Below are 13,837 nucleotides of genomic sequence, written 5' to 3'. Positions count from 1 at the left end.
AGCAACTAAACTGCCTAAGTTTCGGGCCACTGGTAACCTGATTTGGCCAATCGAACTGTTCCAGAATAATATTTTTTTGCTTCGGAAGCGAGTTGGCTCCGATCCCAGAAATGAGGTTGATGACTAAGCAGCAACGTTTTCACCTGAGCTTTTTCAGCAATTAGCGCGCCTTCCTTACTATTCATATGGCCTGGTTTTGAACCATCCTGTTCTTCATAAAAGTTACAATCCGTAATGAGTAGGTCGGCATGATTGCTAAACGGAATAAATTGATCTTGATAGCTCGAGTCTGCTGTATAGACAACTGTTTTCGCTCCGTCCGTCACTCGCATAGCATAGCAAGGAACTGGATGAATCGTTTTAAGAAATGTAATCGTAAATGGCCCTAAATTTAGTGATTCGTTCGGTTGGTAAGCGATCCCTGTCGTATGACTACTCGTCAGTTCGGCAAATGCTGATTGGTTTTCAGCATGCCCATATATGTTTAAGTTGCGTGCTTCATTACGAATTTGATTTTGGACTTTGATTAGATGTTGCAAAACTCCAACATCGGCAATGTGATCTGAGTGATAATGTGACAAAACAACCGCATCAAGATCATATGGATCGATATATTTCGGCAGTTGCGCTAAAGCTCCACTCCCACAATCAATTAACAATCGAAAATCATCTTTTTCAAATAGATAACTTGAGGTTGCTTCACCCTGCGCAGGATAAGCTCCCCAAAACCCAACAACCGTCACTTTCATTCGATCGCCTCTTTCTAATTTATCAACATATAGTCATTTTTATATTATTCCCTAAATCAAAATCAGTCAAACACTGTATTTTTACATAATGATAAGTCTAATCATAGGTGTTCAGAATGTTTTGATCGCTCAAATCCGATGATTAGCGCTTAATCGTGCCCTGACTCTTTTTATTTTCATTAGAGAGGGAACGATTAGCCACTAAGCTAATCACTCCACTAAAAAAAGTGAGCCAACGATCCATTCGTTGCTCACTTTTTTGTAACTCATCTCATTATTTTTCACGTATGATTAAGCTTGATAGTTGTACCACTTGAAATAGGCTGGGGTGGTTGACTTTTTCCCATTACCCGTCGCATACATTCCAAGATAAACACCGGTAAAGCCGCCAGCTACCTCGGTTGCGAGCATGCCACATTCGGCCTCGCCAATTTGATATTCCTTGACAACTTTTTCATTAACTAGCTCTTTAACATAGAACTTGTACTGATAAGAATCTGCTTTCACACCTAGAATGACTTGATCGGCGTCACATAAAACTTTCTTCTCAATCACAGTTAAATCCGCTAGGGTTTTCCGCAAAATAATATACTGTTGATTTGCTTCTCTTACTTTAGCAATTTCATAGTGGAAGCGCGGATTCATATAAGCAACTAACCCTGCTTCTTCATCATCCTTCTTCGGTGTGAAATCTAAGTACGTCTCAACAGTACAATCATGATCGGTTTGGCGTCTGCCAATAAAGGCTGGTGAGTCCAAGTCGTTTAACGTCACTGCCGATCCATTCAATGTCAGCCAGCCTTTTCTGTCTGTCAATGACCAGTCGCTAGAGTATGGGTTTCTTAAAAAATTAAACTCTTGATGAAGCTTATCCGATGTAAATAGATAATTTGACTCTGGCTTTTTCTCATAGCCCTTGAACAGTTGAGGCGCTTCCATTTCTAGTGCAACTCGGCCGTTTTGACCAAAAATTGGCCAGCCATCTTGCCATTCGACCGGCGCTAAAAACGTTTCTCTGCCGATATGGTGTTTTCTTGGATACCCGATTGGTCGAATCGCTAAGAAAACGCCCCACCAACTTCCATCATCTAATTCAACTAGATCGGCATGCCCCGTAGCATGGATCGGGCTATCTAAACTTCGATGCGTTAGAATCGGATCATTAGGGTTGCCTTCAAACGGACCAAATGGATCATTGCTTCGTGCGATCGTCTCCATATGTCCGTACTCTGTTCCACCTTCAGCGGTCATTAAATAATAGAGATCATTTATCTTATATAGATGGGGCGCTTCTGGAGATGCTGTTCCACCAGTCCCCTCATAAATATATCTTCTTTCCGATAAGAGCTTGCCAGTCTGAACATCAATTTTTGCTTGATAAATACCTGGCTTTTCAACTGATCCACCATCACCATTTCCTGTAATATAAGCATCCCCATTATCATCAAATAATAATGATGGATCAATTCCCGGCCAATCATCTAACCAAATCGGATCAGACCACGGACCCCGAGGATCTTCCGCTGTAACAAAGAAATTTTTCCCGACTGTGATATTTGTTGTAATCACATAAAACACACCATCATGATACCTAATTGTCGGGGCAAAAATCCCAGCTGAACTATGACTATTAGCTAACGGGAGTTGTTCTTCACGTGTTAAACAATGACCAATTTGTGACCAGTTGACTAAATCTTTACTATGGAAAATTGGAATACCCGGGAAGTATTCAAATGTACTTGTTACGAGGTAGAAATCATCATTCACTTTGCAAATACTAGGGTCTGGATAAAACCCAGCAATAATCGGATTATTAAACTTCATCTCTCACACTCTTTCTATTCATTGTTTATTTATCAGCTAGATCGGCAACAAGTCGTGCTGTCTCTCGTTTATTTTCCCCAGAAGCAGGCACGAGCAAGTACGTATCTTGATAAGCATCATATTGATTAAAAATAGCTAAATCCGCTGTTGGGATCCCATATAAAACACCATTCACAACTAGGGCATCATCAATAAATAGATCGACCGTTTCATCTAATAGGACCTGATCGAGCGGACTAAAAATATCTTCACCAATCAATTGCTCTGCAAACAAATCATTAGTAACTAAAAGATCAATTTGGCCAACACCGATCCGCATCGCCAAACGCTCGATTAACTCATAAGCATTTTCTTCAATGATACCACCTTGATGTTGAATATGTTCAAAATAAATCCCAAAATCACCATAATCAAGACTTTCAAGCTCTATTTCTAACGTCTCAACCACATCACGTGTTGCCTCACTAATAACGGTCACACCAATTGGCTCTTCACCTTTACGAGCTAAACCATCAATAGCCAACCAAACAAACAGGAGCAAAACAATGATGCTAACCAAATGCCACTTGTAATATTCCCACAAATAATCGAGTCTTTCTTTTCCTGACATCTCTTTTAGTTGATCGCTTAGCTTAACCATCTATCCACCTCACATTTTTAAAAAAGTGAGCAAACGAACGATTCGTTGCTCACTTTTCTCCACAACACCCTAACTACCGATTAAAGCGTGATTGTAATCGTATCAATACCTGATGGAACAGTTACTTTCGTGCCTCTTTCAGTTGTCTCCATTTCACCTGAAGTGACGTCTTTAACAGCAGTTACACCAATTAATTCGAGATTAAATGATGTCTCCGTTTGATCAACTTTAATGATCAAACGCTCCGCCTCTCTCGTGACGTCAAAAGTTTTGATCAACTCTGCATCCGCACTATAAATTGGTGTTGAAACTTTCGCACCTGCTTCAATCTGATAAAGTCGAAGTGTCACATCATCACCATAGTTGTAAACTGGCTTCAGATCACTTGAACCGATCGGTAATACCGTATTTTCCCGCACGAATAACGGCAAGCTAAAGTAATCATAGTTTTCCTTAATCCAAGTTCCACCTTCAATTACTTCACCCGTTAATAAGTGCGTCCATTTGCCAGCTGGTAAATAAAACGACCCTAAACCTTTTTCGTTAAAAATTGGCGCCACAAGTAAGGCGTCGCCAAACATGTATTGGCGATCCAACGTTTCACAGAGCGGATCGTTTGGAAAATCAAAAATCATTGGGCGCATCATTGGAATACCGGTTTCGTGATTTTTAATCGCATGACGGTATATATACGGCATGAGCTGATTTTTTAATTTCGTAAAGTGACGTGCAACATCAACCGCTTCTTCGTCAAATTCCCATGGAACTCGATATGACGTACTGCCATGGAATCGGCTATGACTTGATAGCAAACCGAATGCAGTCCAGCGCTTAAACACATCAGGTGTCGCTGTGTTTTCAAAGCCACCAATATCGTGACTCCAATACCCAAAGCCAGATGTCGTTAATGATAGGCCACCTCGTAAACTCTCTGCCATTGCTTCATAAGTTGAATCACAATCTCCACCCCAGTGGACAGGGAATTTCTGACCTCCAGCAGTTGATGAACGGGCAAACAACACGGCTTCACGCTCACCTTTAACCTCCTCGACGACATCAAAAACAACCTGATTAAATAAATAAGAATAATAGTTATGCATTTTTTCCGGATTTGAACCATCATAATAAACAACGTCAGTCGGAATTCGCTCACCAAAATCAGTTTTAAATGAGTCGACACCCATCGCCATTAAATCTCTTAAATGATCTTGATACCATTTAGCAGCCTCTGGATTGGTAAAATCAACAATCCCCATTCCAGCCTGCCAACGATCCCATTGCCACGTATCCCCATTCGGCTTTTTAATTAAATACCCTTTTTCATGTGCTTCAGCAAACAGTGGAGACTTCTGCGCAATATACGGATTAATCCAGACTGAAATTTTTAGATCTTTTTCCTTTAATCGTTTCAACATTCCCTCTGGATCAGGGAAGTTTTTCCGATCCCAAATAAAGCTCGTCCATTCAAACGCATCCATCCAGAAACAATCAAAGTGAAACACACTTAACGGAATTCCACGCTCAGCCATCCCGTCGACAAAGTGGTTGACTGTTTCTTCATTATAATTTGTCGTAAATGATGTTGAGAGCCAGAGCCCAAATGACCATGCCGGTGGGAGCGCTGGACGTCCTGTTAAAGTTGTATAACGCTGAATCACATCTTTAGGTGTGGGTCCATTAATGATATAATAATCGAGTTTTTCTCCTGGTACACTAAATTGCGAACGTGCGACAAGCTCTGAACCGAGTTCTAAACTGACTTTTTCAGGATGATTAATAAACACACCATAACCTTTACTTGATAAATAGAATGGAACGTTTTTATACGATTGCTCTGAACTTGTGCCACCATCTTCATTCCAAATCTCAACGGACTGACCATTTTTAACGAACGGTGTGAATCGTTCACCTAACCCATATAAATGCTCACCAACAGACAATTTCAACTGGCTGCGCATATAGGTTTGGTCTTCTGGTGCTTCAATCCATGCAAGCCCCTTTTGATCAAGCACAGTTAATTCACCAAGCGCATTTTCAAACAGCATTCGGAAATGATCCTTATCAATTGTAATGTTAAGCTCACCACTGTTAAATGTGAGTTGTTGATCTGTTTCATCAATTTCGAGTGGCAAATTGTCATTCGCAACATCAAAATTTGGGTATTTCAACTTTTCACCTTGATAGTGCCACGTTTCAACTCGAATTACATCTTCAAGTGGTGCCGTTAGTTTAATTGTTAACAACGGACCATCTAACGTATCACCACGGTGGTTAATATATTTACATGGGGCATATAGTGTTAGCGCCCGCTCTTCTTGTTTCACATCGTAAACTAACCTTGGAAAATGAATCGTGTATCCTTCCCTTACTAGCCAGTTACCATCTGTAAATTTCATCTTAATTCTCCTTCTCTATTTTAATTATTTTTCAACTAAAATAAGTACGTCGTGTCCTGCAATTGTTGCCTCACCTTGAAATTCCTGACCAGATAGTAGGTCTTGATAAACCTGATCTTTCGGGTAAAACTTTGCTTGATGATCATTGTGATTTAAGACAAAAAGATATTGTCGGTCACCCTTTTCTCGACTCGCAATCTCAACCCCTTGATCCGACTCAAGCAATGCAGTCAGTTCATTCTCGGTGGCTAAAGTTTTGACAAAATCATTAATAAAGGCTTGGTCAGGGCTTGATGCGACATAATAAGCTGAACCTTGCCCATATTTATTTTTCGTTAATACAGGCATCCCTTGGTAAAAGTCGTGACCATATGTGGCGAGAACTTCTGCTCCTTCTGGATGGATTAAATCGAATAACGTGCTACATTGATAGCGTCCTTCCAAATTCAGATGTGTTTGTTCAAAAACAATCTCATTTTTAATTGAAGGTTCTAATGCATCAATTTCTTCTGCCCAAATCCCAACAAGTTCCCTCAATTCACCTGGATAACCACCCAATGTAACAAGATCATTTTCATCAACAATCCCACTTAAGAATGTTGTCACAAATGTCCCACCATTTTTAACAAAAGCTTTAAGTCGATCAGCAAGACCATCCCTCATCATGTACAGCACTGGTGCAATCACAAGATCGTATTGATTAAAATCTTCTTCAACACCAACCATATCAACAGGGATATTCAGGTCATAAAAAGCTTGATAATATTTATGAACTTCCGCTTCATAATCAAGTGCGATTGAAGGTCCACTTGATAAATTAATCGCCCAACGATTTTGATAATCAAATACAAGCCCTACTTTAGCCTTCGTTCGACTATCAATAATTTGATCGCCAAGCTGCTTTAGTTCCTCGCCTAATTGTTTCACTTCATTAAAAACTCTTGTGTGCTCATGACCGACATGTGCGATCACTGCACCGTGAAACTTTTCCGTTGCTCCACGTGAACGACGCAGTTGAAAAAACTGGACTGTATCCGCACCGTGGGCAATCGCTTGGCAACTCCATAATCGCATCACACCAGGGCGTTTTAAAGCATTATAGGCTTGCCAATTTTGTTGAGATGGTGTTTGTTCCATTAACATAAATGGTTGACCACTTTTCAATCCACGCATCAGTTCGTGTGTCATGGCAATTTTACTGACTGGCGTATCAATTGATGGATAGTTATCCCATGAAACAACATCTAATTCTTTACCCCATTTAAAATAATCTAACTCTGGATAAAGCCCCATTAAGTTTGTTGTAATTGGAATTTCAGGTGTGTACTTTTTAATCTGATCCCTTTCAAGTTTATACGTTTCTAGTAAACTATCTGATTGGAAACGACGATAATCAAGTGAAATCCCTTGGAAATTTGTATTATTACCATTTTCCCATTCCTCACTCAAAAGATTAGGGGCAACAATTTCATCCCATTCATAAAAAGTATGACCCCAAAATGCTGTGTTCCAAGCGGTATTTACTCGATCAATTGTGCGATATTTATCCTTTAACCAAACCCGAAAAGCTTTTTCACAATTATCACAATAACAGTAGCCACCATACTCATTCGACACATGCCATGCAATAACCGCTGGATGATCTTGATAGTGTTCGGCCAATTTTCCTGCTAACTTACTCGCATATTTCAAATAAGTTGGACTGTTTGGACAAGAATTATGACGTCCACCAAATTTACGCTTTCTCCCCTCAAAATCAACCCGACGAATATCTGGGTACCTTTTTGCCATCCAAGCTGGATGTGCTGCTGTACTTGTTGCTAAACAAGTATAAATACCATCTTGATACAAGCGATCGATCGTTCGATCAAGGTTTGAAAAGTCATAGGTCACTTCATCTGGCTGAATCAATGCCCAAGCAAAAATATTAACCGAAGCAATGTCAATCCCAGCTAGCTTAAATAGCCGATTATCTTCTTGCCAAGTTTCCTCGTCCCATTGTTCTGGGTTGTAATCTCCGCCGTACCAAATTTTATTTAACTTTTTACTAAGCATGCTTGACCTCCTTGCATATTATGTAAATTACCGCTACAATTAATAATTCGAGCCTGATTCCCAATCAGGCTCGATGATTCATTAACTTTATCACACTAAATAGTGTTTGTTTTATTCGACGTCACCACTCCATAACTCGAGAATGTTTTGTGTCAATTTAGTCATTTCTTCATTTGCTTGTTCAGCACCTGCTTCTTCCATTTCAACTACCATTGCATCCCAAAGTGCATCAAATTCAGCTGGATCTGCCAGAACCGCTTGAGTAATTCGCGTTTCCGTAATATCATCTAGACGTTGCTGAATGATTTGTAAGTCTGATCCAGCCGGAATCGAGAAGTTATAGGCAGCACCATGATTCGATCGTTGTAATTCGTCTTGTTGTGGGAACCAATCAATCCAGAGCTCCATCCCATATTCAGATAAAACTTCTTTTTCAACATCTAATTGATTCGCAACGACTTGTTCTCTCGTATTAACTGTAATTGACTGACCGTTTGAATCAACAGCAGCCGTTCCCCAGTTCGGGAATGGATAAATATAATAACCTACACCAGAATTTCTTGAAAAGTCTCCATCTGTATTCATACTGTGACGTGTTTCTTCAAATAAGACACGTTGACCATCAACAATTTCATAGTGCTCACCTTCGATACCCCAGTTAATTAGAATTTGCGCCTCTTCTGAAGCCATCCAATCAAGGAAATCAAATGCGAGTTCTTGGTGCTCTGATGTCGAAGAAATGGCAATTCCCCAACCACCAGCAAAACCGTAATCCATTAAGCCATGATGAATATGGTCTTCACTTAACGTAACTGGAAGTGGAGCAAAAGTACGTTCTTCCATACCCGCATCAATTAAAGCATAGCGCGCATCATACAGGTTCCAATCTTGGTCTGCCACACTTAAAACACGACCAGATGAAATTTTTGAAATATACGTATCATACGTATGCGTAAATGATTCAGGATCAAGTAATCCCTTTGCATTCATACCATTCAACCATTTAAAGTATTCACGATACTCAGGCTCAAGGAATTTATAAACCGTTTCTCCTGTATTCGTATCAACAGACCACTGACCATCATCTGGATAACCTCCAGCAAATCCAGCCGGGTTACCAACTGTGATCAGCCAACGCCAATCACTCCCTAGTAGAGATAATGGTAATGTCTTTTCACCATTTATTTCAGGATACATCTCAGCATACTCTGTTAAAGCTGCTTCAAACTCTTCTAGCGTTGTAATTTCAGGATAACCCAATTCTCTTAAAACCTCTAGTTGAATTTGAAATGTCCCTGATGTTTCAAGAGGTACATCATGAACACCAAAAGTTCCAACTTGATAAATGCTCGGGTCATCTAATGAATTTCGGAGTCGATCAATTTGATCACCATACATCGCTTTTAGGTTGTCACCACGCTCTTCGATCAAATCATCTAATTTTATTACCCCACCGGCTTCAATCAGCATTGAAATATCACCTTTAGCAAAAATTAAATCCGGATAATCACCACTAGCAATCATCAGCGGAACGGTTTCATCACTTCCACCAACAGGATAGTCAATGTCTAGGATAACTCCTGTTTTCTCTGTAATTTTTTGGGCAACCGGATCATCAAATGGCTTCTCTTCACCATCCTCATTATAAAAGGTAAGTGTCACAGGTTCGGCTGGTATGTCTTTTGAATTATCCTCTGACGTACCTGGTTCATCTGTGTCTTTTTCACCGTCTACAGAGTCACTACCATTACTACAAGCCGTAAATATTAAGATTCCAGCAATGATTAATAACCACAAAACTGATAAGCGTTTCTTCATAATTTTACCCTCCATTTTTTAAAAAATATTTATATTAATTTTCATTAATATCATGATTTAACTGCACCTAACGTTAATCCTGTTACAAAATAACGTTGCAAGAATGGATAAACAACTAAAATGGGTACTGTCGCAATAATTGTAATTGCCATTTGAATCGACTGCGGGTTTGTCTTTCTCGCAATGATTTCAGCATTAGCAGAGGTCACATCACCCGATTGAATATTGGTATTATCAAGAATCTTCATCAGTTCAAACTGTAATGTCGATAAATTTGCATTCCCACGTGCGTATAAATACGTATCGAACCAACTATTCCACTGTCCAACAGCTAAAAAAAGTGAGATCGTTGCAATAACAGGGAGACTCAATGGGATAATAATTTTCCAAAAGATCGTAAAATCATTTGCTCCATCGATTTTTGCTGATTCAGTTAAAGCAATCGGAATACCATCCATAAATGAGCGAATCACAATTACATTAAATGCATTAAGTAACATCGGCAAAATATAGACAAGGAAATTATTCATTAGACCGAGTTCGCGAATTAACATATATTCAGGGATTAGTCCCCCACTAATAAACATAGTCAGAACAAGAATAAAGCTAATTGGTGCATTTAAGATGTAATCTCTTCTACTCAGTGTGTAAGCTAGCATTGTACTAGCAATAATACCAGTCAATGTTCCAACAATCGTTCTTAGTACTGACATCCCAAAGGCAGCCCCAAGATTTGCTGTCCCACCAAAAATTTCTTGATAGTTTGCCCAAGTAAACTGTCTAGGGAAAATATGCAGACCACCACGCGCGGTATCTGTTGCATCATTCAACGAAATCGCAAGTATATTTAAAAACGGATAAAGTGTAATAACGATTACACCGACCATCAATACGAATAATAAAACATCAAATAAAGTAATTTTTCGTTTTTTCATCATCTCGCCTCATTTCTACAATCTCTCCAATCATTCATCAAATGTAACTTAAAATACGCGACCTTCGCCGATCTTTCGGGCAAACGTATTAGCAATTAAGATTAATACGACACTAATGACTGATTTAAAGATCCCTATCGCGGTACCAAATGAGTAGCGGAACATCCCAATCCCATAATTCAGTGCATAAAGATCGATTACTAACGCCCGTTCCATCACAATATTATTTCCAAGAAGCATTTGTTTCTCAAAGCCGATATTGATCAAGTTACCAATATTTAAGATTAATAGCACGATAATGACTGGACGGATACTAGGCAAAGTAATATGCCACATTTGACGCCATCTTGAAGCGCCATCCACTTTAGCTGCCTCATAAAGTTGCGGATCAACGCCCGCCATCGCCGCAAAATAAATAATCGCATTCCAACCCGTTGATTTCCAAACTTCTGCAGCCGTTACAACACCCCAAAACATGTTTGGCTTCGCCATAAAATTGATTGGATTATCAATTAAACCGATTGACATTAAAAGATTATTAATTGGTCCGCTAATTGACAGCATTGTAATGACTATATTCGCAACGATTACCCATGATACAAAGTGGGGTAAATAAGAAATGGTTTGGGTTAATTTTTTAAACCGAACTAACCGCATTTCATTTAACAATAAAGCAAACAAAATTGCTGCAGTTGTTCCAAATAAAATTCCTAAAATCCCCATACCCAACGTATTTTCTAACGCGCGATAAAAAGTTGGTTCATTAAATAAATCTCTAAAGTGTTTTAAGCCAACCCACGTTTGCTCGAAAAAAGAGTTTTGTGGTTTGTAATCTTGAAATGCCATCGTCCACCCTAGAACAGGAATATAACGGAAGACAATTAGCCAGATAACGAAAGGTAAAGACATCAATAATAGTGCTTTTTGTTTGGTTATTTTCTGCCAAAAATTCTTTTTCCCTGGTGAATAATCTGATCGATTCCCCTTTTTACCAGTTTGGCCAATCATCGGTGCTGTAGGTGTACTTGTCTGTGGAGTAACTGGTGATAAATTACCGCTCATTTTTTCTCTCTCCCTCTTGTGATCTGGATTTCATACTTACTTTCTTAAGTTAATTTAATTATATAAGTAACCGCTTTCAATTAAAACAGTCATATCAAGACATAAAAACCATTCAAAAGGAGACCTTCTGTAATTAGGGGAAAATCAAGTGATTAAAATGAGATCAAATCACTCAACAACCTCAGATTATGACAATAAAAAAAAGCACAGAAATGGAGTTAACTTTCCATGCCTACTTTTAAAACTAGTTCAACACAGCCTCAATCTCAGCAAGCGCTTCTTCAACAGCTATTTTCTCAACTAAAAAATCACTCACTTGATCAAGATAAACCGCATAATATTCATCACTATAATCGACAAACTCTAGTGTGACTTCTTTTTCGCCTTGATCATGAACAATCGTCGACGTAATCACAACATCTGCTTCTTGAGCTGGCTTATCAATCGCAACACCTGATGTACGTAAGCCTGCAAGCAACTTATATGCGTCACGCCACTCTGATTCATCAAGTAATTGACCATCGACTTTGAATTCAGTCAGCTCTTGATCAATCTGGTCGATCTCAATATCTACCGTTAACTGATCAGATTTTATACTCAACTGATTCATAACATCAAGCGCTAATAATTTGACATAACCATCATGATAATTTTTAGCTTGATAACTAAATGCCTCTAATAATTGATTTGATAAGGTGAAAACTTGATTTTCTCCTTCGATTCGAGCAAAATAACTTTGCCCTGATGCTGGTGCACCAATTAAAAACTTGATATGATCATTCGCAGTAATCAACTCAATCGTAAATTGACTCGACTCTAAACCATAAGCTGACCAATCAGATACATTATCATCAATTAACTCCAACATTTGAAATGACTGAACACTTTGTAGAAGCTTCTCCATAATTGAATAAGTCGTATGATGATAATGTTGATAAGGTGCTTCAATTAACCACCCTGTTAAATTTGCCCGAGTTTCTTCTTCTGGGTAAGGGTTATTTTTTGTTAAATGAATCATTTCTGTCCCATTATCAATCAAAATCGTCTCAACTTCACTTGCTGACCAAGGTAGCAATGACGTATCAAGAAAGGCTTGAACGTAAAACGGGAAAGCTTCAATTAATGAACGCTCAACTAAATAAATCGCTTCTTGTTGACGATCCTCGATGTAAAAATTCTCTCCACTTGCATCGAGTTGACCGATCATAAGTCGGCTCTCTGTAGCATCATCGTAATCAACTCGAAGACTCAAGAATGGCACATCTAAACCGACATCTTTTCGTTTCACATCAACCTGCTCACCACTCCATTGCTTCAACCGTTCGAGTCCTTGTTCAACCGCTTGGTGATTTGTCGTTTCTAATCGATCAACAACACGCCAATCTTGGCCTTCTTTTTCAATTGTAAAACTTTGTTCGCTTTGAATCGTAATTTTATCGACTTGTTTTTCTTGATCGATAAAACGATGTTCGGCTTCCCCTTCACTTTCTTCAAATGGAAACTGCCAAATTAGAATGGCTAATACTATGGTCAAACTAAGGGCAAAAATTATTTTAACTTTTCTAGATAAACGGTTCATTTTAGCACCTCTTTATTTTTCTTGATTTAAAAATTGAGCTTCTAACAGCTTAAAAACTGACTGTAGATTATACATGATAAAGAAACAGATTAAGCTCATAAAAAACAGTACCGTAATTCCTGGAACAGCATAATAAATAATTCCAAAAGCAATCAATGTCGTTGCATTTAGTAAGGTTACTTTTAAATAACGAAACATCGAGTAGATCGAAACAACGAACAAGTTTTTCATCTTTACCTCAAAACGCGTTAAAATCGGGAAGGTGTATAACATTAACAGTAAGAAAAATAAAATAAAAATCAGAAAAACAATTGATAATGAAGGTATATTTAAATTGGCATAGTAAATATCAATGATTAAAATGACTAAAATCGTCCACTGAATCAACCAATATTTAATCGACACTTTAAAATTTTGCACAAAAAACTGCCAAAAATCAGCGGTTGGACGAATGGCTTTATCACTAATCAATTTATCCATCGTTTTTAACAATGCTGCAAATGCTGGTCCAAATGGGATTAAGGTAACATAATAGAGTAATATATTTTGAACAGTGAATTCTGCTAAATAATAAACCATGATGAATGGACTGATTAATAATAAGAAATATAAATTTGTCATGAAAAAAGCATAAATATAATTGATGATTTGATAAATTGGTCGCTCAATGATTGATTTACTCATTTTTTCTCTCCTACTTAAATTTACGTATTGTCTAAAGTTTTATAGTAAAAACCTTCGTTTTTATTGATATATAGCCTTTTAACACAAAAAAACTT

General features: G+C 38.3%; 10 protein-coding genes. All 10 read right to left on the bottom strand.

Translation table 11 applies throughout. The features are described 5' to 3' along the window. Positions 1–14: 14 nt before the first annotated feature. The 10 genes from ABD814_RS06100 to ABD814_RS06055 all read right to left on the bottom strand — a co-directional run bounded on the left by ABD814_RS06100 (position 15) and on the right by ABD814_RS06055 (position 13,742). Positions 15–749 (bottom strand): MBL fold metallo-hydrolase, encoded by a 735-nt coding sequence (locus ABD814_RS06100; protein ID WP_015009517.1) that lies wholly within the window; start codon positions 747–749, stop codon positions 15–17. Between the two features lie 291 nt (positions 750–1,040). Further along, the gene (locus ABD814_RS06095; RefSeq protein WP_344911356.1) at positions 1,041–2,573 is read right to left on the bottom strand and encodes a glycoside hydrolase family 43 protein; all 1,533 of its coding nucleotides are present in this window, start codon (positions 2,571–2,573) and stop codon (positions 1,041–1,043) included. A 25-nt stretch (positions 2,574–2,598) separates the two neighbouring features. Further along, positions 2,599–3,213 (bottom strand): hypothetical protein, encoded by a 615-nt coding sequence (locus tag ABD814_RS06090; RefSeq protein WP_344911354.1) that lies wholly within the window; start codon positions 3,211–3,213, stop codon positions 2,599–2,601. A gap of 80 nt (positions 3,214–3,293) precedes the next feature. Further along, positions 3,294–5,609, bottom strand: coding sequence for an alpha-xylosidase (gene yicI / locus ABD814_RS06085; protein ID WP_344911352.1), 2,316 nt, complete (start codon positions 5,607–5,609; stop codon positions 3,294–3,296). 24 nt (positions 5,610–5,633) lie between these two features. After that, positions 5,634–7,664, bottom strand: a complete 2,031-nt coding sequence (locus ABD814_RS06080; protein WP_344911350.1) for a beta-galactosidase — start codon at positions 7,662–7,664, stop codon at positions 5,634–5,636. Between the two features lie 111 nt (positions 7,665–7,775). Beyond that, positions 7,776–9,482: an ABC transporter substrate-binding protein gene (locus ABD814_RS06075; protein WP_344911349.1), complete on the bottom strand. Its 1,707-nt coding sequence runs from the start codon at positions 9,480–9,482 to the stop codon at positions 7,776–7,778. Between the two features lie 50 nt (positions 9,483–9,532). Beyond that, the gene (locus tag ABD814_RS06070) at positions 9,533–10,417 is read right to left on the bottom strand and encodes a carbohydrate ABC transporter permease (protein WP_344911347.1); all 885 of its coding nucleotides are present in this window, start codon (positions 10,415–10,417) and stop codon (positions 9,533–9,535) included. Positions 10,418–10,465: 48 nt separating this feature from the next. Beyond that, positions 10,466–11,479 carry an ABC transporter permease gene (locus ABD814_RS06065; protein WP_344911345.1) on the bottom strand — a complete coding sequence of 338 codons (1,014 nt, stop codon included), beginning with the start codon at positions 11,477–11,479 and terminating at the stop codon, positions 10,466–10,468. 244 nt (positions 11,480–11,723) lie between these two features. Beyond that, entirely contained in the window at positions 11,724–13,058 is a 1,335-nt protein-coding gene (locus tag ABD814_RS06060) for a DUF4340 domain-containing protein (protein WP_344911343.1), read from the bottom strand. A 12-nt stretch (positions 13,059–13,070) separates the two neighbouring features. Next, entirely contained in the window at positions 13,071–13,742 is a 672-nt protein-coding gene (locus ABD814_RS06055) for a YesL family protein (RefSeq protein ID WP_344911341.1), read from the bottom strand. Positions 13,743–13,837 lie beyond the last annotated feature (95 nt).

It is taken from the genome of Amphibacillus indicireducens, from assembly GCF_039539605.1.
GTDB classification, from domain to species: domain Bacteria; phylum Bacillota; class Bacilli; order Bacillales; family Amphibacillaceae; genus Amphibacillus; species Amphibacillus indicireducens.
This window is presented reverse-complemented; position numbering and strand designations above follow the sequence as displayed.